Annotated in this window: 19 protein-coding genes; 9 read left to right on the top strand and 10 right to left on the bottom strand. The window is 69.8% G+C overall.

The window, feature by feature from the left end:
* Nucleotides 1-23: 23 nt before the first annotated feature.
* The 5 genes from GPZ80_RS10815 to GPZ80_RS10795 all read right to left on the bottom strand — a co-directional run bounded on the left by GPZ80_RS10815 (nucleotide 24) and on the right by GPZ80_RS10795 (nucleotide 6,627).
* Nucleotides 24-1,190, bottom strand: coding sequence for an ROK family protein (locus GPZ80_RS10815; RefSeq protein ID WP_312880244.1), 1,167 nt, complete (start codon nucleotides 1,188-1,190; stop codon nucleotides 24-26).
* Nucleotides 1,191-1,217: 27 nt separating this feature from the next.
* Nucleotides 1,218-2,645, bottom strand: a complete 1,428-nt coding sequence (locus GPZ80_RS10810; protein ID WP_187220184.1) for a sugar ABC transporter permease — start codon at nucleotides 2,643-2,645, stop codon at nucleotides 1,218-1,220.
* An 8-nt stretch (nucleotides 2,646-2,653) separates the two neighbouring features.
* Nucleotides 2,654-3,427 (bottom strand): ATP-binding cassette domain-containing protein, encoded by a 774-nt coding sequence (locus GPZ80_RS10805; RefSeq protein WP_187220183.1) that lies wholly within the window; start codon nucleotides 3,425-3,427, stop codon nucleotides 2,654-2,656.
* A 136-nt stretch (nucleotides 3,428-3,563) separates the two neighbouring features.
* Nucleotides 3,564-4,688, bottom strand: a complete 1,125-nt coding sequence (locus tag GPZ80_RS10800; protein ID WP_187220182.1) for a sugar ABC transporter substrate-binding protein — start codon at nucleotides 4,686-4,688, stop codon at nucleotides 3,564-3,566.
* Nucleotides 4,689-4,890: 202 nt separating this feature from the next.
* Entirely contained in the window at nucleotides 4,891-6,627 is a 1,737-nt protein-coding gene (locus tag GPZ80_RS10795) for a DEAD/DEAH box helicase (RefSeq protein ID WP_187220181.1), read from the bottom strand.
* A gap of 172 nt (nucleotides 6,628-6,799) precedes the next feature.
* Between GPZ80_RS10795 and GPZ80_RS10790 the strand changes: the two genes are divergently transcribed.
* Nucleotides 6,800-7,885 (top strand): YihY/virulence factor BrkB family protein, encoded by a 1,086-nt coding sequence (locus GPZ80_RS10790; RefSeq protein WP_187220404.1) that lies wholly within the window; start codon nucleotides 6,800-6,802, stop codon nucleotides 7,883-7,885.
* Nucleotides 7,886-8,012: 127 nt separating this feature from the next.
* Complete coding sequence (locus GPZ80_RS10785; protein WP_187220180.1) at nucleotides 8,013-11,120, top strand: efflux RND transporter permease subunit; 3,108 nt, start codon at nucleotides 8,013-8,015, stop codon at nucleotides 11,118-11,120.
* Nucleotides 11,121-11,349: 229 nt separating this feature from the next.
* Here GPZ80_RS10785 and GPZ80_RS10780 read toward each other — a convergent pair whose 3' ends face one another.
* The gene (locus tag GPZ80_RS10780; protein WP_312880243.1) at nucleotides 11,350-11,592 is read right to left on the bottom strand and encodes a DUF3039 domain-containing protein; all 243 of its coding nucleotides are present in this window, start codon (nucleotides 11,590-11,592) and stop codon (nucleotides 11,350-11,352) included.
* 66 nt (nucleotides 11,593-11,658) lie between these two features.
* Here GPZ80_RS10780 and GPZ80_RS10775 point away from each other — a divergent pair, with 66 nt between their 5' ends.
* Nucleotides 11,659-12,453 (top strand): sporulation protein, encoded by a 795-nt coding sequence (locus tag GPZ80_RS10775; RefSeq protein WP_187220178.1) that lies wholly within the window; start codon nucleotides 11,659-11,661, stop codon nucleotides 12,451-12,453.
* A 175-nt stretch (nucleotides 12,454-12,628) separates the two neighbouring features.
* The gene (locus GPZ80_RS10770; RefSeq protein WP_312880242.1) at nucleotides 12,629-13,573 is read left to right on the top strand and encodes a pseudouridine-5'-phosphate glycosidase; all 945 of its coding nucleotides are present in this window, start codon (nucleotides 12,629-12,631) and stop codon (nucleotides 13,571-13,573) included.
* Here the strand turns inward: GPZ80_RS10770 and GPZ80_RS10765 are convergent.
* The 3 genes from GPZ80_RS10765 to GPZ80_RS10755 are packed head-to-tail and all read right to left on the bottom strand — an operon-like array spanning nucleotide 13,558 to nucleotide 16,083.
* Nucleotides 13,558-14,505, bottom strand: coding sequence for an ABC transporter ATP-binding protein (locus GPZ80_RS10765; RefSeq protein ID WP_187220177.1), 948 nt, complete (start codon nucleotides 14,503-14,505; stop codon nucleotides 13,558-13,560). The genes GPZ80_RS10770 and GPZ80_RS10765 overlap by 16 nt on opposite strands.
* Nucleotides 14,502-15,287: an ABC transporter permease gene (locus GPZ80_RS10760; RefSeq protein WP_312880241.1), complete on the bottom strand. Its 786-nt coding sequence runs from the start codon at nucleotides 15,285-15,287 to the stop codon at nucleotides 14,502-14,504. Before GPZ80_RS10760 ends, GPZ80_RS10765 begins: the two co-directional genes overlap by 4 nt.
* A gap of 7 nt (nucleotides 15,288-15,294) precedes the next feature.
* A complete protein-coding gene (locus tag GPZ80_RS10755) occupies nucleotides 15,295-16,083 on the bottom strand; it encodes an ABC transporter permease (protein WP_187220176.1) in 789 nt (262 codons plus the stop codon).
* Nucleotides 16,084-16,183: 100 nt separating this feature from the next.
* Here GPZ80_RS10755 and GPZ80_RS10750 point away from each other — a divergent pair, with 100 nt between their 5' ends.
* Nucleotides 16,184-17,053: a carbohydrate kinase family protein gene (locus GPZ80_RS10750; RefSeq protein ID WP_187220175.1), complete on the top strand. Its 870-nt coding sequence runs from the start codon at nucleotides 16,184-16,186 to the stop codon at nucleotides 17,051-17,053.
* Here the strand turns inward: GPZ80_RS10750 and GPZ80_RS10745 are convergent.
* On the bottom strand, nucleotides 17,035-17,370 hold the full coding sequence (locus tag GPZ80_RS10745) for a DUF3099 domain-containing protein (RefSeq protein WP_187220174.1): 336 nt from the start codon (nucleotides 17,368-17,370) through the stop codon (nucleotides 17,035-17,037). The genes GPZ80_RS10750 and GPZ80_RS10745 overlap by 19 nt on opposite strands.
* Nucleotides 17,371-17,450: 80 nt before the next feature.
* Between GPZ80_RS10745 and GPZ80_RS10740 the strand changes: the two genes are divergently transcribed.
* From GPZ80_RS10740 to GPZ80_RS10725, 4 genes are all read left to right on the top strand, one after another.
* Nucleotides 17,451-18,035, top strand: coding sequence for a class I SAM-dependent methyltransferase (locus GPZ80_RS10740; RefSeq protein WP_187220173.1), 585 nt, complete (start codon nucleotides 17,451-17,453; stop codon nucleotides 18,033-18,035).
* A gap of 47 nt (nucleotides 18,036-18,082) precedes the next feature.
* Nucleotides 18,083-19,573: a DUF7782 domain-containing protein gene (locus GPZ80_RS10735; protein WP_187220172.1), complete on the top strand. Its 1,491-nt coding sequence runs from the start codon at nucleotides 18,083-18,085 to the stop codon at nucleotides 19,571-19,573.
* Nucleotides 19,570-19,995 carry a D-aminoacyl-tRNA deacylase gene (gene dtd / locus GPZ80_RS10730; RefSeq protein WP_187220171.1) on the top strand — a complete coding sequence of 142 codons (426 nt, stop codon included), beginning with the start codon at nucleotides 19,570-19,572 and terminating at the stop codon, nucleotides 19,993-19,995. Before GPZ80_RS10735 ends, dtd begins: the two co-directional genes overlap by 4 nt.
* 176 nt (nucleotides 19,996-20,171) lie before the next feature.
* The gene (locus GPZ80_RS10725) at nucleotides 20,172-21,146 is read left to right on the top strand and encodes a sigma-70 family RNA polymerase sigma factor (RefSeq protein WP_091371542.1); all 975 of its coding nucleotides are present in this window, start codon (nucleotides 20,172-20,174) and stop codon (nucleotides 21,144-21,146) included.
* The last annotated feature ends 379 nt before the right edge of the window (nucleotides 21,147-21,525 follow it).

The following is a 21,525-nucleotide window of genomic DNA, read 5'->3' as shown; positions in this document are numbered from 1 at the left end:
TGGGGTGCCGCCCGTTCGCTGTGTCAGACCGTGTCGAGGACCGGCTCGAACGCCAGCTCGGCCGCCCCCACCAGCTTGCCGTCGGTGCCCAGCGTCGACGCCTGAACCCTGGTGCCGCCGATCGCGCGGGACACCAGGCTGCGTTTGCCCACCTCGGCCCCGACCGCCGCGATGAGCGACGGGGGCAGCGCGGTGAACAGGTCGCCGAGGACCACGAGTTCCGGGCTGAACGCGTTGACGATGTTGACCAGGCCCAGGGTCAGCCACTCGCGGAACTCGCCCAGGCGCGGTCCGACCTCATCGGGGCGCAGGCCACGCAGCTCGGCGATGACGACCCCGCGCGGCGTGCCCTCCGACAGCGACAGGGCCCGGCACAGGGCCAGCTCCCCCACCTCGGTCTCCCAGCAGCCCCGGCTGCCGCAGTGGCAGTCGCGGCCGGTCGGGTTGATGACCATGTGGCCCAGTTCGCCCACGTACCCGGCGGTGCCACGCAGGGCCGAGCCGTCGGAGATGACCCCGCCGCCGATCCCGATGTCAGCCGAGACGTAGACGGCGTCGAGAGACCCCCGAGCGGCCCCACGCAGGTGTTCGGCGAGCGCCCCGACCTCGGCGTCGTTGGCGACCCGCACCGGCACGCCCAGCGTCGCGCGCAGCCGGTCGCCCAGCGGGACGTCGCGCCACCGCAGGTTGGGCGCCTCGTGGACGAACCCGTCGGAGCGCCGCACGACACCGGGCACGGACACGCCGACGCCGAAGATCTTCAAGTCGAGCTCGTCGGCCAGCACCCGGGTCGACTCGATGATGTGGGTGATCACCTCGTCGGGCTCGCCGGAGCGTCCGTGCAGGTTCCACCGGTTGCGGCCGAGCATCTCCCCGCCCAGCCCGACCAGCGCGATCGCCACCTGCTCGACTCGGATGTCGACCGCGAGCACCACGGCCGCCTGCGGCTGGGGCAGCACGAGCAGCGAGGGCCTGCCCGCGCCCGAGCGCGCCCGCGGCACCCGCTCCAGCACGATGCCCGACTCCGCCAGCCCGTCGACGAGCGCCTTGATCGTGCTGCGGTTGAGGCCGAGTTCGGCGGCCAGTTCGGCGCGGGTGCTCGGCCCGTCGACGTGCAGGCGGCGAAGCAGCGCGGTGCGGTTGTGCCTGCGCACCTCGTCGGGCCGTGCGCCCGCCGTGGGTGTGCTCACCGTGCCGCCTCCCGTTGCCCGCCTCCCCTACCTGACCGCCACCGTGGCCCGCCGCCGCGAGAGAGCGTCGACGCTCGCCGCGAGCAGCAGCACGAGTCCAGTCACGATGTTGACCACCGCGGCGGGCTGCTGCAGCAGCCCGAGCCCGTTCTCCACGACCGCGAGGACCAGTCCGCCGATGACCGCGTGGATGACCTTCCCCCGCCCGCCGAACAGCGAGGTCCCGCCGATGACCGCCGCCCCGACGGCGAACAGGAGCGTATTGAGGCCACCGGCCTGCGGGTCGACCGACCCCACCTTCGATGAGTACACGATGGCGCCGAGCGCGGCCACCGATGAGCAGACCACGAAGACGCTCGCCCGGATCTTGGGGACGTTGATGCCCGCGCGTCGGGCCGCCTCGGCGTTGCCGCCGACGGCGTAGATGTGGCGGCCGTACCGGGTGCGGTTGAGCACGTAGGTGCCGATCACGAGCAACACCAGGACGATCGGCACGACGTACGGGACGCCCTCGATGACCACGAAGTCGTTGGGCGACCGGTTGAGGGTGAAGGCGTAGGTGCCGAGCGCGGCGATCACCGTGACCGCGGCGACCTTGCCGACCACGATCGGGGTCGGCGCGGTCACCAGGCCCTTGTTGACCCGGACGTAGTGCTCGCCGAGGACCACGCCCGCGTAGCCGACGATGCCGACGGCGAACAGGATCCAGCTGCCCAGCACCGACAGGTTGCCGTTGGCGACGGAGAACAGGACAGGCTGGGTGCCGATGCCGAAGACACCGCCCTGACCGATGAACTGCAGGATCACCCCCTGCCAGGTGATGAACAGCGCCAGCGTCACCACGAAGGACGGCATGCCGATCTTCGACACCAGAAACCCGGTGATCACGCCGATCGCGGTGCCCACGCACAGCGCGAGCAGCATCTCGATCCACGGGTTGGGCCCCACGCCGAGCATCGCGATCGTGACGGCGACCATGGCGAACACGGCGCCCGCCCAGATCCGCATGATCACCGCGAGCACCGCGGCGACGAGCATCCCGCCGACGAAGACGTAGAAGACCGTCGAGCCCATGCCGCCGACGAGATTGCCCGCCCGCACGTAGTGCATGGCCATCACCGCCGCGCAGACGCCGGACGCGGTGCCCGCGGAAAGGTCGATCTCGCCGAGCAACAGGACGAAGACCAGACCCATGGCGATGATCATCTTGCCGGAGCCCTGGGCGATCAGGTTCGCCGTGTTGTCCAGGGTCAGGAAGCTCTCGGACTGGGTCCAGAAGTAGAGGACGAGCACGCCGAGGCCAAGCACCGCGGGCATCGAGCCGAGGTCGCCGGACCGCAGTCGCACGAAGAAGTCACGCACCGCCTCACCGGTGGACTGGGTGGTGGTGTCGATGCCGAAGTCGGAGATCGCGCCACCGGATTCGGGTTTGGCGGCGACGGGCTGGTTGGTCATGGGAATCCTCAGACGGTTGCGGTCTCGGGGCGGGCGAGGCCGAGATCGCCCGAGCGGCCGGCGGTGATCAGTTCGACGACCTGGCCGTGGGTGACCTCGCGGGTGGGCACCTCGGCGACCATGCGACCCAGGTAGAGCGTCGCGATCCGGTCGGCGACCTCGAATACGTCGGCCATGTTGTGGCTGATCAGGACGACGCCGAGGCCTTGCTCGGCGAGCCTGCGGACCAGGTCGAGCACCTGGCGGGTCTGCGCCACGCCCAGCGCGGCGGTCGGCTCGTCGAGGAGCACGACCTTGCTCTCCCACAGGACGGCCTTGGCGATGGCGACGGTCTGGCGCTGGCCGCCGGAAAGCGAGGAGACGGGCGTGCGCACCGACTTGACCGTGCGCACCGACAGCGACGCGAGGGTGTCGCGCGCGGCTTGCTCCATCGACGCCTCGTCGAGCAGCCACGCGCCGCCGCGCTCACGGCCGAGGAACATGTTCTGCACGATGTCGAGGTTGTCGGCGAGCGCGAGGTCCTGGTAGACGACCTCGATCCCGAGCTTGGCCGCGTCGCGCGGCCCGTGCACCGACACCGGGTCGCCGTTGAAGCGCACTATGCCCGAGTCCATCGGGTGGATGCCCGCGACGCATTTGACCAAAGTGGACTTGCCCGCGCCGTTGTCGCCGACGAGGGCGGTCACTTCGCCCGCGCGGACCGTGAAATCCACGTCGTGCAACACATGCACGGGTCCGAAGCTCTTGTTGAGCCCGGTCACTTCGAGAATCGGTTCACTCATGACTTCCCCTCGCAGGCTCGGTGAAGCCACGCGTGGTCGCCCTGTGTCGATGATTCGTTCGCAAGCTCACTCATGAGGCGGCTCTCCTGGCCGGGCCCCGGCGCGGCGCGTGGCCGCGCCGGGGCTGGTGGTCGAACTAGCTGATGCCGAGCTGGGCGCAGACCGCGGCGAGGTCGCCGCCGCAGATGTCGCTCGCCTTGACGTAGCCCTGGGTCACGACCTCCTTGACGCCGTCCTTGGTCGTCAGCTTCGGCTCGAGCAGCAGCGACTTGACCGTGCGGCTGCCCTTGGGGTCCTCACTGGACTGTCCGGCGATCTTGTCGGCGGCTGCCTTGTCGCCCTTGGCCAGCGCCGCGGCGAGCTTGGCCGCGCCCTCGGCCTCGTCCTTGATCGGCTTGAACACGGTCATGTACTGGTCGCCGCGCAGCACGGCCATCAGGCCGTCCGGTGTGGCGTCCTGGCCGGTGACCGGGACCTTGCCGTTGAGGCCGTTCTTGCGCAGCACGGTGATCACCGCGCCCGCCAGGCCGTCGTTGGCCGCGACGACGCCGTCGACCTTGCCGCCGTTGCCGGTCAGGATCTGCTCGAAGGTGGCGCCGCCCTTCTGGTTGTCCCAGCCGTCGATCGGCTGGCTGCGCACCAGCTTCAGCGCGCCCGAGTCGTAGAGCGGCTTGAGGACCTTCTGCTGGCCCTCGTGGAAGAGCGTCGCGTTGTTGTCGGTCGGCGCGCCCTCGATCTCGATCACCTGCGCGCCCGGCTTGTCCTTGAGCGCGGTGGCCAGGCCCTGCCCCTGCAGTTCGCCGACCTTCACGTTGTCGAAGGACACGTAGTACTCGGAGCTGCCGCCGAGGTTGAGCCGGTCGTAGTCGATCGTGGGGATACCGCGGGCCTTGGCCTTGGCCGCGACCGCCGACCCGACCTCACTGTTGATGGCGGCGATGACCAGGACCTTCACGCCTTGGCTGATCATCCCGTCGGCCAGCGTCGTGAACTTCTGCACGTCGCCTTGGGCGTTCTGGATGTCCGGCGCGAGCCCCTCGGCCTTCATGGCCGCCTCGAGCATCGGCTTGTCGAAGCCTTCCCAGCGGGCGGAGGTGGCGGTCTCGGGCAGGATCACGCCCACCTTGATCCCGCCTGCCGGAGCTGCCGAGGTCTGCTGCCCTGAGCCGCCCGACGGAGTTTCCTGATTGGCACCACAGGCCGTCATGGCGAGGGAGACACCCACACCAGCGGCGAACAGAGCCAGCGTCTTGCTGCGCATTCGGTCGTCCCTTTCGAGTCCGTCGACGCACCGCCAGGGCCCGGGCGGCAACCGTCTGAGGTAAATGTTGTGGCTCACAACATATGTCCAACCATGCGGTGATGTGAACCACACTGGATCGATTCAGCGCACATTCACGGACACGTTTTGGCAACGGCGTCGACATCTGCCGGACGGTGGAGCGGGAGGACTGGCGGACGAACTACCAGGAACGCAGCGTCGCGATTCGCTCTTCGAGCTGCTCGACGGTGGCCATCGCGGTGGGCGGTCCGCCACAGGTGCGACGCAGCTCGCCGTGGATCATCCCGTGCGGCTTGCCGGTGCGGTGGTGGGCCATCCCCACCAGCGCGTTCAGCTCTTTTCGCAGGGTCGCGAGACGCTCCTGGACGCTCTGCGGCTTGACCGTCTTCGGCTCCGCGGGCCCCTTCTCGGCGGCCTGCTTCGAGCGGTTGTCGAGCTGGGTGTCCTGCCGCTTGCGCAGTAGCGCGCGCACTTGTTCGGGTTCGAGGAGACCCGGTAACCCGAGATACTCCTGTTCCTCGGCGGACCCGGCGAACACCGCCGTGCCGAATGAGGAGCCGTCGAAAATCACCTGATCGAGTTCGGCGGAGGCGCCCAGCGAGGTGAACGCCTTCTCCTCCTCGCCGAGTTCGTCCTTGGTCCGGTTGGCGTCGGCGAGGAGCTGGTCGTCCCAGCCGTCCTTCTCCCGATGCGGCTTGCCCAGGACGTGGTCGCGCTCGGCCTCCAGCTGGCTGGCCAGGTCGAGCAGCACCGGCACCGACGGCAGGAAGACGCTCGCCGTCTCCCCCGGCCTGCGCGCCCGGACGTACCGGCCGATCGCCTGGGCGAAGAACAGCGGGGTGGACGCGCTGGTCGCGTAGACCCCCACGGCCAGGCGCGGCACGTCGACGCCCTCACTCACCATGCGGACCGCGACCATCCAGCGGTCGGTCGACTCGCCGAACTCGGCGATGCGGCCCGAGGCCTTCGGGTCGTCCGACAGCACCAGGGTCGGCTCGTCGCCGGTCAGGGTGTGCAGAATCTTGGCGTACGCCTTCGCCGTGACGTGGTCCGAGGCGATCACCAGCCCGCCCGCGTCGGGGACGCCGCCCTCGCGCAGCTGGTTCAACCGCATGTCGGCGGCGCCGAGCACCGCGGGGATCCACTCCCCGTCGGGGTCGAGCGCGGTGCGCCAGGCCCGGGCGGTCTGCTCGGTGGTCAGCGGCTCGCCCAGCCGGGCGGTGAACTCCTCACCCGCGCTGTTGCGCCAGCTCGCCTCACCGGAGTAGGCCAGGAAGATCACCGGGCGGACGACGCCGTCACGCAGGGCGTCGGCGTAGCCGTAGGTGTGGTCGGCCTTGCTGCGCATGAACCCGGCGCCGTCGGGCTCGTAGTCGATGAACGGGATCGGCGAGTCGTCCGAGCGGAACGGGGTCCCGGTCAGGCTCAGCCTGCGCACGGCCGGGGTGAAGGACTCGCGGACCGCGTCGCCCCAGCTCTTGGCGTCGCCACCGTGGTGGATCTCATCGAGGATCACCAGCGTCTTGCGCTGCTCGGTGCGCACGCGGTGCAGACTCGGATGGGCGGCGACCTGCGCGTAGGTGACGGCGACGCCCACGTAGTCGGTGGAGGTCTGGCCCATCGAGTTGGTGAAGTTCGGGTCGATCGGGATGCCCGCGGCGGCGGCCGACTGCGCCCACTGGTGCTTGAGGTGCTCGGTGGGGGCGACGATCGTGAGCCGCTCGACCGTGCGATCCGCGAGCAACTCGGCGGCGACTCGCAGTCCGAAGACCGTCTTGCCCGCACCCGGGGTCGCCACGGCGAGGAAGTCCTTGGGGCGGCGGGCCAGGTACTTCGTCAGCGCGCGGCGCTGCCAGTCACGCAGCGGTCGCGCCGAAGAGGTCGCCTGAGACTCCGGTTGCACCTCGGCCCGGGTCACGAGATCCCCCAGCCCCCTTCCGTGAACAGACGAATGCCCTCAGCGGACGACGTTGAGGGCGACAGCGAGAATACCGTCCGCCGGTCCAAGATCGCTCACCCCGCGACACGGAGGTAACGATCCGCGAGTGATACCGCCGATCGCGCGCGGATGGACCATGCTTGGCACCGCCATGAGTGACCAGCCCATACCCAAGAACGGGACCGACGCCGTCCCCGCGGCGACCGACGAGCGCCGCGGCGCGTGGCGGTTGATCTCCCGGACGCTGTCCAAGGCATGGGGCGGCAACCTGTTCTCCGAGGCCGCGGAGGCCGCGTTCTGGCAGATCCTGTCGCTGCCGCCGCTGCTCCTCGGCCTGCTGGGCAGCCTCGGTTACGTCGCGGACTGGTTCGGCAAGGACGTGATCAACGCCGTCGAGGCCGACATCATCGAGATCTCGCGCACCGCGTTCAGCGAGAGCGTCGTGACGCAGATCATCCAGCCGACCGTCTCCGACATCCTCACGGTCGGGCGTGGCGAGATCGTGTCGGTGGGTTTTCTCATATCCCTATGGGCCGGATCGTCGGCCATGTCGTCGTTCGTCGACGCGATCACGGTCGCGCACGGGCAGTACGGCGTGCGCAACGAGGTGTGGCAGCGGATCTTCGCGCTGCTGCTCTACATGCTGAGCCTGGTGCTGCTGGTCATCGGGCTGCCGGTGCTGGCGCTGGGACCGGACCTGCTGCCCAAGCTGTTCCCCACCTCGTGGCGGGGGACGATCTCGTCCTGGGTGGACATCACCTACTACCCGATCATCGGTCTGCTGCTGGTGCTGGCGCTCGCCACGCTCTACAAGTTGGCACTGCCACGCAAGCTGCCGTGGCACCGCGGCCTGCCGGGCGCGATCCTGGCGATGGTGGTCTTCCTGCTCACCAGCATCGGCCTGCGGCTCTACATCAGCTGGATCACCACCACCGGCTACACCTACGGCGCGCTGGCCACACCGATCGCGTTCCTGCTGTTCGCCTTCTTCATCGGGCTCGCGGTGGTGATCGGCGCGTACTTCAACGCCGCGATCCAGGACATGTGGCCCGCGCACATGACCCGCAGGCAGCGCCGCAAGTGGCGCAGGCTCGAGATCGAGCGGGCGGCGGTGCAGCTCAGGTCCGACAAGGACGCCACTGACGCCACTGACACCGCTGACACCGCTGTCAGCGCCGCTGCCGCGGACACCGAGGCTTCGAAGGCTTCCGAGACTTCCGAGCGCTCGACGCACTGAGCAGGTCTGTCATACCAAAGGATGACGCGAACTCAGACCTTGGACCGAGTCGGTCCGCTGCCGATCGTGACACCATGATCTCGTCTTCCCGGCGCGGGGGTGCCGGTGTTTCTCACGAGGGGATCACATGTCAGTGCTGGCTCGCCTGAGCCTGGCCAACCGCGGTCTGGTCGGCCTGCTCAGCTTGGTGATCATCGGCTTCGGCGCCATCGCGCTGCCATCGCTCAAGCAGCAGCTTCTGCCGTCGGTCCAACTGCCCGCCGCGGTGGTGATCGCGCCATACCCGGGCGCCTCACCGGACATTGTGGACAGTGAGGTGGCCGAGCCCATCGCGGGCGCGCTGCGCGGAGTGTCCGGAGTGGACGAGGTCACCACCCGGTCCGGTGAGAGCTCGGCGTCGGTCCAGGTCCTGTTCGACTACGGGACGGACATCGACGCGGCGGTGAGCCAGCTGCAGCAGGCGGTCAACCGCTTGCGGCCGGTCCTGCCCGCAGGCGTCGAGCCGACGGTGGCGCAGGGCAATTTCGACGACATCCCAGTCGTGATCCTCGCCGCGGGCACCGGCGCGGACGAGGCCGCGACGGTGCGCGGGCTGCGCACCGAGGTCCTGCCGGGCATCGAGGAGATCCCCGGCGTGCGCGGCGCGTCGATCACCGGCACCAGGTCGGAAACGATCAACGTGACCGTCGACTACGCCAAGCTCGCCGCTGCCCAGGTGGACCCCGCGGCACTCACGGGGGCGCTGTCCTCCGCGGGCAAGCCGCTGCCCGTGGGCTCGGTCGCCGAAGGCGAACGCACGCTGACCGTGCAAATCGGCGGCCCGCTCAAGTCCGCGGACGATCTCCGGGCACTCGTGCTCCCCTCTCGCGGCGCACCGGTCCGACTCGCCGACGTCGCGACGGTCGAGCAGGGTCTCGCCGAGACCACGGTGATCACGCGCACGGACGGCAGGCCCACCCTCGGCGTGATGGTGACGATGACCGCTGACGGCAACGCCGTGGAGATCTCCAAGGCGGTCCGCGGCAAGCTCGACGACCTGAGCAAGAAGGCCCAGACACCACTGACGGTGGCCTACGACCAAGGCCCTGAGGTGGAGAAGGCCATCGGGGGCCTGACCACCGAGGGTCTGCTCGGCCTGCTGTTCGCCGTTGCCGTGATCCTGCTTTTCCTGTTGTCGCTGCGGTCCACGTTGGTCACCGCGGTGTCGATCCCACTGTCGGTGCTGGTCGCGCTGCTCGCACTGTGGGCCGGCGATCTGTCGCTGAACCTGCTCACCCTCAGCGGCCTGACGATCGCCATCGGCCGGGTGGTCGACGACTCGATCGTCGTGCTGGAGAACATCAAACGCCACCTCGCCTACGGCGAGGAGAAGGACCGCGCGGTGCTCGACGGCACCCGCGAGGTCGCCGGGGCGGTCACGGCGTCCACACTCACCACGGTCGCGGTCTTCCTCCCGATCGCATTCGTCAGCGGGATCGCCGGCGAGCTGTTCCGGCCGTTCTCGATCACGGTCACAGTCGCGCTGCTCGCTTCGCTCCTGGTGTCGCTGACGATCGTGCCGGTGTTGGCCTTCTGGTTCCTCCGCCGTCCGCCGGTGCCCGCCGACCCCGAGGCCGCTGAGGCCGTCCGCGTCGCGGCGGTGGACAAAGAGCGGCGCAGTCCGCTGCAGCGCGCCTATGTCCCGGTGCTGCACTTCGCCACCACTCGTCGGTGGATCACGGTGCTCATCGCGGTACTGATCTTCGGCGGCACGCTCGGCCTGGCGAGCAGGCTGGAGACCAACTTCCTCGACGAGTCGAACGGCACCGCCCTGCAGATGTCGCAGGAACTGCCGCCCGGGTCGAGCCTGCAGGCTCGGGACGCGGCGGCGAAGAAGCTCGAAACGGTCCTCGCCTCGGCCGACGAGATCGAGGTCTACCAGGTCACCGTCGGCAACGACGACACCTTCGCCGGGTTCGGGCTCGCGAGCAACGGCACCAACACCATCAACGCCACCGTTCGCGAGGGCACCGACCTCACCGCTCTGAAGGCGCGGCTGGCCGACCGACTCAAGGCCGTGCCGGACAGCGGGGTGGTCAAGTTCGGCGCCGAGGCCACCGGGTTCTCCACCGAAGGCGTCCAGATCGTCGTGACCGCGCCGGACGCGGAGTCCTTGCAGGTCGCGGCGGACACGGTCGAGAAGGCGGTGGCGGACGTTCCGGGTCTGAGCGAAGTCGCCAATGATTTGGCGAAGAGTTCGCCCCGGGTCCAGGTCATCGTCGACCAGCAGGCCGCCGCGGCGCGCGGGCTGAGCACACAGGCCGTCGGACAGTTCGCCGCACAGGCACTGCGCGGCGTGCCGGTCGCGGAACTGCCGATCGGCAACACCCGGCACGACATCGTGCTGCGCACCGGCACGGCACCCACCGACGTCGCCGCGCTGCGGGCGCTTGCGCTGCCGAGCGCCACCGGTGTGGTCACCCTCGGCGAGATCGCCCAGGTGTCCACCGTCGACGGGCCGGTCCAGGTCCGCCGACTCGGCGGTGACCGCAGCGCGACCGTGACTGCCAAGTCCACCGAGGCCGACCTGGGCAAGCTGACCAAGGACCTGAAATCCCGGCTCGACAGTGTCCAGCTCAAGGGCGGCGCGAACTACGAGATCGGCGGCGTCAGCGCCGACCAGGCCGAGACGTTCGGCGACCTGGGGCTGGCCATGCTCGCGGCCATCGCGATCGTCTTCCTGATCATGGTGGCGACGTTCCGCAGCCTGATCCAGCCGCTCATCCTGCTGGTGTCCATCCCGTTCGCCGCGACCGGCGCGATCGGCCTGCTGCTGATCACGGGCACACCGCTGGGTCTGCCCGCGCTGATCGGCATGCTGATGCTGGTCGGCATCGTGGTCACCAACGCGATCGTGTTGATCGACCTGGTGAACCAGTACCGGGCCGAAGGCATGAGCGTGCGGGACGCGGTCATCGAGGGCGGCCGCAGGCGTCTGCGCCCGATCCTGATGACGGCCGCGGCAACGATCTTCGCCCTGTTGCCGATGGCGCTGGGGCTGACCGGCCAGGGCGGATTCATCGGGAAACCACTGGCGCTGGTGGTGATCGGCGGACTGCTCAGCTCGACGCTGCTGACGCTGGTGCTGGTTCCGACGCTGTACACGATGGTCGAGAACCGCAAGGACAAGCGGAAGGCCAAGCGGTCGGCCAAGCACGCGCTCAAGCGGGAGGCGCTGGTTTCCGGCGACGCCTGATCTTTGACGTGAAGCGGGCCTCGACATTGTCGGGGCCCGCTTTCGCGCGTGCAGGTTGCGCCATCTGGTGCCTGTTGCGTTTTCCTGCGACACCGACCGCCACGAACGCGACCATGGCCATGCCGCCGTTCATGGGCAGGCGGCTCATGCCCCTGCCGAAGAGGAGGGTTGAGCAGCTTTGGCCTGGTGGCCGATGTCGTCGGTCACCAGGTCCGCATCGAGGGCTCCGTCAGCCCTTCATCCGCTCGTAGATCTTCTTGCAGTCCGGGCAGACCGGGGAGCCGGGCTTGGCCGCCTTCGTCACCGGGAAGACCTCACCGCACAGCGCTACGACCATGGAGCCCATGATCGCGCTTTCGGCGATCTTGTTCTTCTTGACGTAGTGGAACATCTTGGGGGTGTCGTCGCTGGTGGTGTCGGTGCCCTCGGGGCTGGTGTCGACATCAGGCCGCGTCTGGGTGGGTGCGCTCACCTGTCCATGATGCAACATCGGGTCAAAATCGTGCGTACACGGTCCGCGGGCCGGCAGGATGCGCGCATGTTCCAGAAGGTGTTGGCGAGCTTGGGCTCGGGTGGCGCGAAAGTGGACGCCCGCATCATCGACCCGGCCGTGCGTCCCGGCGGCACGCTGCGTGGCGAGGTGCTCCTGACCGGTGGTCAGGTCGACCAGCAGGTCGAGTCGCTCGGGGTGTCGGTGTTGGCCCGGGTGGAGACCGGCAACACGACCGCCGACCTGCCCGTGCAGTCGGTGCACCTGGCGGGGCGCGAACTGATCCGCGCCGGTTCGCAGATCACCGTGCCGTTCGAGGTGCAGCTGCCCTGGGAGACGCCGATCACCTCGGTCCTGGGCAAGCACCTCACGGGCATGGCCGTGGGCCTGCAGACGAACCTCGACCTCGCGGGCAGTGTCGTCGACCCGCAGGACGTCGACGCCATCCCCGTCGAACCGCTGCCCGCCCAGCACCGCATCCTCGACGCGATGAGCCGGATCGGGTTTCAGTTCCGCGGGGCGAACCTGGAGAAGAACCGACTCGACGGCGTCGACCAGCAGCTTCCCTTCTTCCAGGAGATCACCTTCACTGCCTCCCCCGTGTTCGCGCAGGCGTTCGCCGAGGTGACGGTCACCTTCCTGGCCCGCCCGCAGGACGTGCAGGTGGTGCTTGACGTGGTGAAGAAGGTCCGGGTCGCCAAGGGCGGCGGGCTCGGGTCGCGCAACCAATCGATGCTCGGGAGCTTCGTCGTACAGAACGCGACCCTCGCGCAGAACAACTGGGAAAAGCAGCTCGAAGCCTGGTTCCACCAGGTCGCCGCCCCCCGCGCCATCTTCGACTAACCCGCGAGTCCGGTCGCGAGTCCAACGTTCAGAACAGCGAGTCCAACGTTCGGAACATCAACTTCCGTCCCACGCCACCTGAGCTGGAACTGGGGATGTGCCGAACGTTGGACTCGCTGTTCTGAACGTTGGACTCGCGACCGGACTCGCGGGTGGGGTGGTGGATGATCGGTGGGTGAGTGAACTGAGCACTGATCATCTGGTCCTGTCCGATGAGGTCGCGGACGCGTTGGCTGAGGGGCGCGCTGTCGTCGCGTTGGAAAGCACGTTGCTGGCGCATGGGCTGCCCGCGGGGCGCAACCACGAGGTCGGTGTCCGGCTGGAGCGGGTGGTCCGCGAATCCGGGGCGGTGCCCGCGACGATCGCCGTGCTCGACGGCAAGGCCCGGATCGGGCTCACCGACGCCGACCTCGACCGGGTGTGCGCCGAGGACTCCGGCCTGGTCAAGCTCTCCCGGCGCGACCTGGGCCCGGCCCTCGCGCTCGGCCGCGACGGCGCGACCACGGTGGCGAGCACCGCCACCCTCGCCCACCAGGCGGGCATCGGCGTGTTCGCGACCGGCGGCCTCGGCGGCGTCCACCTCACTCTCCCGCGCGGGGCGGCGGCCTGGGACGTCTCCGCCGACCTGGACGTCCTGTCCACGACACCCGTCGTGGTGGTGTGCTCCGGGGTGAAGTCGGTGCTCGACATCGCCGCCACGGTCGAGGTCTTGGAGACCCGCTCGGTCCCCGTCCTCGGCTACCGCACCGACGCCTTCCCGGCGTTCTACCTGCGCGTCTCGGCCTTCCCGGTGCCGTGGCGGGTCGACACCCCGGCCGACGCGGCCGCGGTGATCGACGCGCACCGCACGCACGTCCCGGGCGGCGCGGGCGTGCTGCTGGTCAACCCGATCCCGGTGGAGCACGAACTCGACCGCGAGTTGCACGACCGGCTGCTGCAGGACGGCATGGACCTGCTCAAGCGGCGCGACATCCGCGGCAAGAACGTCACCCCGGTGCTGCTGGAGCACTTCCACACCGCCAGCGCGGGCGCGAGCCTCACCGCGAACATCGAACTCGTCGCCGACAACACCCGCGTGGCCGCCGAGGTGGCCGTCGAGCTGGCTCAGTCCCGCCGGTAGAGCCGCGCCACCACGTCCTCGATCTGCGGCTCCCGCACGGACAGGTCGCGCAGCGGCACGGCCTTGGCCAGCGCGGCGACAACCTCGCCCGCGGTGGTGCCGTTCAGCTCCAGGGTGACCCGTCTGCCCTCGACCGACACCACGGACGCGCCGGGCAGGCACACGTCCGCGGGCCAGTCGGCGTCGAGGTCGGCGACGATGGTGCGCCGCGAGCCGTAGCGGGCGTGCAGGGCGTCGAGGGTGCCGTCGTGGACGACCCGGCCGTGGTCGATCACCACCAGCCGCTTGCAGAGCTTCTCGATGTCGGCGAGGTCGTGGGTGGTGAGCACGACGGTGGTGTCGCCGCGCTGGTCGAGTTCACCGAGGAACTCGCGGACGGCCTGTTTGCTGAGCACGTCAAGGCCGATCGTGGGCTCGTCGAGGAACAGCACCTCAGGCCCGTGCAAAAGGGCCGCGGTCAGCTCGCCGCGCATCCGCTGACCAAGGGACAGCTGGCGGACCGGGGTGCGGGCGAACTCGGCCAGGCCCAGCAGGTCGGTGCATCGGGCGAGCCGGGCGGCGTGGTCGGCGGCGGGAACCTGGTAGATGTGCCGGAGCAGGTCGAACGACTCGGCCAGCGGCAGGTCCCACCACAGCTGGGACCGCTGCCCGAAGACGACACCGATGCGGCGGGCGAGCGTGGTGCGCTTGGCGACCGGTTCGAGCCCGCACACCCGCACCTCCCCCGCGCTGGGCGTCAGCACACCGGTGAGCATCTTGAGCGTCGTGGACTTCCCCGCGCCGTTGGGCCCGATGTAGCCGAGCAGCTCGCCCCTGCGCACGGTGAGGTCGACGCCGTCCACCGCGGACACGACGTGCCGCTCCCGGCGCAGCCTGCCCACCTTGCGGTTGACCGTGAAGTCCTTGCGCAGACCCGATGCTGAGATGATCATGACCCCGTACTTCGGTAGTGGCGGACGCCCGTGCGCCAGAACAGGGCGGCGAGCGCGGCGGCGATCAGCGCGGTGACCGGCGAGCACCAGCGCAGCCAGTCCGGGGCGCCAAGCGGGTCCGCCCGGCCGACCAGCGCGAGGGTGGGCAGGTAGGCGACGAAGCCAAACCCCAGGGCGCTCGCGAAGACCGTACGGAACCAGCCATCGTACATTGTGGACGGATATGCGCTGAAGTCCTTGCCGCCGTAGGTGAACGCGTTGGCCATCTCGCCGGACTCCACCCACCAGAAGGCCACCGTGGAGCCCGCGATGAAGAAGCTGCCGAAGAACACGGCGCCGGCGACAGGCGCGCCGACCGCGTACACGGCCCGCGCGAGGTCCCAGTCGATGTCGGCGATCGCCAGGGCCACGACGTAGAGGACGAGCCCCTGAACCGCCCGGCCGACCCGGCGTGGCGCGAAGTTGACCGCGAGCAGCTGCCACAGGGCCGAGAGCGGGCGCAGCAGCAGCGTGTCGAACAACCCGGTGCGGACGTAGTCGCGCAGCTTGTCGGCGTTGCCGACGACCAGGTCGGCCACGGCGAACGCGCACGCCGACAGTGTCGTGAGCAGGAGGACCTCCGTGCCGCCGAAGCCGCCGAGACTGCCCGCGACCGAGAACAGGACGAACACCGTGGCGAGGTCGAGCCCGTTGATCACCACACTGCCGATGACCTCGACCACGAACGACATCCGATACTGCGTCTGGCTGCGGATCTGCGCGCGAAGCACGTGTCCGTACACCGCCGCCCTACCCACCTTGGATCACCAGCTTCGCGACCGCCCTGGCCTGCACGACCCGGCACGCCCACAGCAGCGCCACGGCCCAGAACAGCTGCAGGGCGAGGATCTCCGGCCCGCCACGCTCGACCAGGATGTCGAGTGGGCCCTGCAGCAGGGACGCGAAGGGCGTGCCGATCCACAGGAACGTGCTGAGCCAGTCCGGCAGCAGGGCCAACGGGAAGTACAGGCCGCTGCCCACGCCGGACAGGAAGACCCAGATCATCGACACGCCCCGGATATCGAGCAGCCAGAACGCGGTCAGTCCGACGAGGTAGCGGCAGGCGAAGCCGACCACCACCGCGAGCACGATCGACACGGCGAACAGCACGTAGGTCACGGCGTGCGCTGGCGCGTAGAGCTCGAACGCGAGTGCGCCGACGACCAGTGGCGCGGCGAAGCGGGTCAGCATCGCGAACCCGGCCCGGCCGAGGTCGGTCCAGAGGTATGTCCACAGTGGATCGATAGGGCGCAGCAGGTCGGCGGTGATGTCGCCGGAGCGGACCCGGTCGGCCAAGTCGAGCATCGTCCAACTGTTGACCACGGCGAGCATCCCCTGTCCGACCCACACGTAGGTGGCGAGCTGTGGACCGGTGTACCCGGCGACGCCCGCCGCCGTGCCCGCCGCGACAGCGAGCAGCACGTAGCAGCGCAGGAACCCGAACACCGAGTTGGTGAAAATGCCCGCGACGGTGGCCTGCCGGTAGGTGGCGTAGCGGCGGAACCCGGCACCCGCCAGCGCCCAGGAGGCAGACAGCATGAACCGACCTCCAGGAGGGCTTCGGCGTCGGGGAATGGCGGGAGTGGTTTTCTACCGTAGGGGCGACGATCGCGCGACCCATTAACGCGGGAGGAAACACATGGCGGTTGGACCGGCCGTGGTGGTCGTCGGCGACGCGGCGCTCGACGTGGTCGCCCGGCACTCGGGTCCGATCGTCCACGGCGACGACACCCGGGCCCGGATCTCGCTGACCATGGGCGGCGCCGGTGCCAACACCGCCGCCTGGCTCGCGCATCTGGGGTGCGACACCACGCTGGTGTCCAACATCGGCGACGACCCGGCCGGAGCGCAGGTGCGGGCCACGCTGACCGCGGCGGGCGTGCGCTGCGAGTTCACCGTCGACCCCGAAGCCGCCACCGGCTGTGTCGTGGTGCTCGTCGACGACACCGGCCAGCGCAGCATGCTGCCAGACCGGGGCGCCAACGCCCTGCTGCGCACCGCCGACCTCGACCTCACCGGCAGGCGCCACCTGCACCTGTCCGGCTACGTCCTGCTCGACGCGTCCTCACGGCAGGCGGGCCTCGACGCGCTGGCCGCCGCCCGGGCCGCGGGCCTGACGACCTCGGTCGACCCGCAGGCGGCCACGCTCATCGAAGACCCGGCGGCGTTCCTGCAGTGGGTGCGCGGCGTCGACCTGCTCCTGCCCAACCGCGACGAGTTGCGGAAGCTGACTGGCTCGGGCGACCCGCTGGATCTGCTGAGCGCGGTGGGTGCGGTCGCGGTGACGGACGGCCCGCTGGGCGCGTCCTGGGTGTCACCCGACGGAGTGGAATCGGTGACCGCTCCCCCGGCGCGGTGCGTCGACAGCACGGGCGCGGGCGACGCGTTCGACGCGGGACTGATCACCGCGTGGGTCCAGGGCGCCTCGCCGAGGAACGCGCTGCTGGCGGGCGTCGCGGCAGGCTCGGAAGCGATTGGCCGGGTGGGTGCTCAGCCGTCGATCACGTGACGCTGAGTCGGCTCGATGGCTCCCTTGTCCCGCTGGAACCGGTTGACGTCCTCGGCTCGGCGCGGCGGCCGGTCATTCGCGATGAGGACCGCGACCCAAGGCAGTGGAATCGACAGCACCACGAACCCGAGGGCCAGCCACCACGTCTCGTGGAACATGCCCGCGAGCAGCAGACACGGGATGCGCAGGCCCATCATGATCATGTACTTGCGCTTGCGCGCGGCGAACTGCTCTTCGTACGACGGCTGGGCCTCGGTGATGAGAACCGGGGTGTCGTCCCGCTCGGCGCCTCTCACGACACCACCTCCGCCCCCCATCCTCCCACCGTCGGGACGTAGTTGCGCCATCCGGGTGGAAGTCGGTGAGTATTCGTTAACACACCGGTAGAAACAGACGCATGACGGTTCAAGGCGTCGAATTCCTGCCGGAATCACGGCGGGACTGGCAGGACACCCCGGCGGCGCGCAGGCGCCACGCGGTGACCGAGGCCAACCTCACCCGCCACCTCGACGGACCCCAGCGGATTCTCGACGCGGCGGGCGGCACCGGGCGCGACGCGGTGCGGCTCGCGCTGCGCGGTCACGACGTCACCGTCCTGGACCCGGCGGGCGCGATGCTGACCGCGGCGATGGCCTGCGCCGACGACCACGGGGTCGCCGACCGGGTGCACGTGGTGCAGGCGATGGCCGAGGACGCGCCGGAGCTGTTCGGCCCGCACGACTTCGACGTCGTGTTGTGCCACAACCTGCTCCAGTTCGCCGACGACCGGGTCGGCCTGTTGCGCGCGCTCACCGCGCCGCTTCGCGAGGGCGGCCTGCTCTCGGTCGTGGGACCGGCGAGCGGGGCGTTGTTCGTCTGCCCGGCCAGTGACGTCCTCGACGACCTGCGCACCGCGGGCGCGGAGGTTCTGGCCCACTACGGCGTGGACGTGCAGAGCGGCCACCCGCTGTCCTACTTCCAGATCATCGCCCGCAACGTCTGATCTTGTCCGGCCGCGCGGCCGTGACGGGCCCGTGCGAGCATTCCCGGGTGCTTCCGCGTCTGACCGACCAGTTCTGCGACCGTCTCCGAAACACCCTGCGGACCAGCGGGTTCGACGCGGACGGGGTGGTGGCGACCCTCGGCGACGAGGCGCACGCCGCGCTCGGCCGGTTCGAGCCCGAGCCCGCCCGTCGCGCGACCCGCGGCGGCTCCCCGCTCGACACCCTGATCCGGCTGTTCCTCGTCGGCGACCCCGCGCCGCGCGCCAAGGCCGAGCAGGCGCTCGGCGACGTCGACGAGGCGGCCGCGGCGGGCCTGGTGCGGATCGACGGCGACGACGTCCGGGCCGCCCTCGACCTGCGGCCCTACGGCGACGACCAGGGCAGCTGGTGGGTGTTGGCCGACCTCGGCGACGACCGCCTCGGCAGGCCCGTCGACGCCGAGCACGTCCTGGGCATAGGCCACGCGTCGCTGAGCCTGGCCAGGGCGTCGACGCGGCGCAAGGTCGGCTCGGTGCTCGACCTGGGCACCGGCTGCGGCATCCAGGCGCTGCACGCCTCCCGCAACGCCGACCGAGTCACGGCCACCGACCTGTCGCAGCGGGCACTGACCCTGGCCAAGGCCACGTTCCGGCTCAACGATCTCACCGTGGAGACACTGCGCGGACCGTGGTTCGAGCCGGTCGCGGGCCGCAGGTTCGACCAGGTCGTCTGCAACCCGCCGTTCGTGGTCGGGCCGCCCCGCGTGGACTTCGTCTACCGCGATTCCGGCCTCGGTGGCGACGACGCCAGCGCGCTCGTGGTGCGCGGTATGCGTGACGTGCTGGCCGACGGCGGCGTGGGCCAGCTGCTGGCCTCGTGGCTGCACCGCCGCGGCGAGGACTGGGGCGACCGGGTGGCGAGTTGGCTGCCCGACGAGGGCCTCGACGCCTGGTTCGTCCAGCGCGACGTCGCCGAGCCCGCGCTGTACGTGGGCACCTGGTTGCGCGACACCGGGGTCGACCCGCGCTCGCCGGAGGGGTCGGCGAAGGCGTCGGCCTGGCTCGACTGGTTCGAGGCGAACGACGTGGTCGGCATCGGGTTCGGCTTCGTCACCCTGCGGGCCACCGACAGCGACACCGAGGTGGCCTGCGAAGACCTGCGCCACGCCTACGACGACCCGCTGGGTCCGGAGACCGGCGCGTGGCTCGACCGCGTCGCCTGGCTGCGCGCCCACCAGGACCCGAAGGCGCTGCTGTCGGCACGCCTGGTCGTGCCGCCCACCGTGGTCTTGGAGCAGGTCTCCGAACCGGGTGAGAACGGGTGGTCGGAGCTGGTGCGCAGGCTGCACCGCACGGACGGCCCCGGCTGGCAGCAGGAGACCGACGAGCTGGTCACGGCGCTGCTGGCGGGCTGTCGCGGGCAGGTGCCGCTGGGTGAGCTGCTGGCCCTGCTGGCGGCGGCCAACGGCCTGGCGGCCGACGAGGTCGTCGGCGCGGCGCTGCCGGTGGTCGCCGAACTGATCCAGCACGGCATGGTGCTGCCGGTGGAGCTCGCGTGAGGGCCGTGGCGGCCCGGGTCACGCGCGCGAGCGTGGTCGTCGACGGCGAGACGGTGGGCAAGATCGACCAGGCGGGTCTGCTGGTGCTGCTGGGGGTGCACGTCGATGACACCCCCGAACAGGCCACGACGATGGCACGGAAACTGCACGAACTGCGCATCCTGCGAGATGAGGAGTCGTGTGCCTCGGCGGGCGCTCCACTACTGCTAGTGAGCCAATTCACACTCTACGGGGAAACCCGTAAAGGCAGGCGTCCGACGTGGACCGCAGCCGCACGACCGGAGACGGCGCAGCCGCTCTTCGACGCCGTCGTGACCGAACTCCGTGAGCGCGGAGCACACGTCGAGACCGGCGTTTTCGGTGCCATGATGGCAGTTGAGAGCGTCAACGACGGCCCGTTCACCGTGCTCGTGGAAACCTGATCCACGCCTATCCCGTTGCGTCGTCCGTGGACGGTCGCGGTTCTCAGGGAAACCTCAGGTAAGCACGAGCAACCCTCTGTTCTTGGCCGGCGTCTTCATAGGTGGGAAACCGGGAACGAAATCCGGTGCACCGACGTTTTGCAGGACAGAACCACAGCGACAGGGGGAGGAGCACCATGACGGTCCCGCAGCAGCGCGAACCCGAGGTCACCTACGAAGCCGCCGACCTCGACGCCCAAGGGCCCGCGGCCGACCTGGTCCGCGTGTACCTCAACGGGATCGGACGCACGGCGCTTCTCACCGCGGCGCAGGAGGTGGAGCTGGCCAAGCGCATCGAGGCGGGGGTCTTCGCGCAGCACATGCTCGACACCGCGCCCCAGCTCTCGCATGGCCGCCGCGCCGAGTTGCGCGCGCTGATCGCCGACGGGCACACCGCCAAGAACCACCTGCTGGAAGCGAACCTGCGCCTCGTCGTGTCGCTGGCCAAGCGCTACACGGGCCGCGGGATGCCGCTGCTCGACCTGATCCAGGAGGGCAACCTCGGCCTGATCCGGGCGGTCGAGAAGTTCGACTACACCAAGGGTTTCAAGTTCTCCACCTACGCGACGTGGTGGATCCGCCAGGCGATCACCCGCGGCATGGCCGACCAGGGCCGCACGATCCGACTGCCTGTCCACCTCGTGGAGCAGGTCAACAAGCTCGCCCGGATCAAGCGCGACCTGCACCAGGCGCTGGGCCGCGAGGCGACCAAAGACGAGCTTGCCCGCGAAGCCGGGCTGACCCCGGAGAAAGTCCGCGACCTGCTCGACCACGCGCGTGACCCGGTGAGCCTGGACATGCCGGTCGGCGCCGAGGAAGATGCCCCGCTGGGCGACTTCATCGAGGACGGCGAGGCCACCGACGCCGAGAGCGCGGTCATCTCCGGCCTGCTGCAGGACGACATGCGCCGCGTGCTCGCCACGCTCGACGACCGGGAGCAGTCGGTGATCCGGCTGCGCTACGGCCTCGACGACGGCCAGCCGCGTACCCTCGACCAGATCGGCAAGCGCTTCGGGCTCTCCCGCGAGCGTGTCCGCCAGATCGAGCGCGAGGTCATGTCGAAGCTGCGCCAGGGCGAGCGGGCCGAGAAGCTGCGGGCGTACGCCAGCTGACAAGGTCTTTCCGAAGAAAGTCGGCGACCCTGAGCAACCTCCTGGCCGCCCGCTACGTCACCTAATCAGCAGCGTTGACATGTGACGCCAGCCACGGCAACGTTCAGCACAGACCGCGCGGCACGGAACACCCGAAAGGTGTTCCGTGATCGCATTCGACGGGAGGTCGGGACGGCCGGGGGCCGCCCCGGCCTTCCGGCTTTCCAGGGCTCGGCGACAACGCCCGATCGCCGGAAAATGCAAAAACCATTCACCATATTCGCTTTATCTGCCCATTTCCCGCCGCCACAGAACGCGACCGGCGTCTGGACTGTATGGGTGAATCAGCGTTGCGACAGGCGGCGTCCCATTCTCAGGCGACCGGTTGACCCCCATCTGC

The organism is Actinokineospora xionganensis (assembly GCF_014323725.1).
Classification (GTDB): Bacteria; Actinomycetota; Actinomycetes; order Mycobacteriales; family Pseudonocardiaceae; genus Actinokineospora; species Actinokineospora xionganensis.
This window is presented reverse-complemented; position numbering and strand designations above follow the sequence as displayed.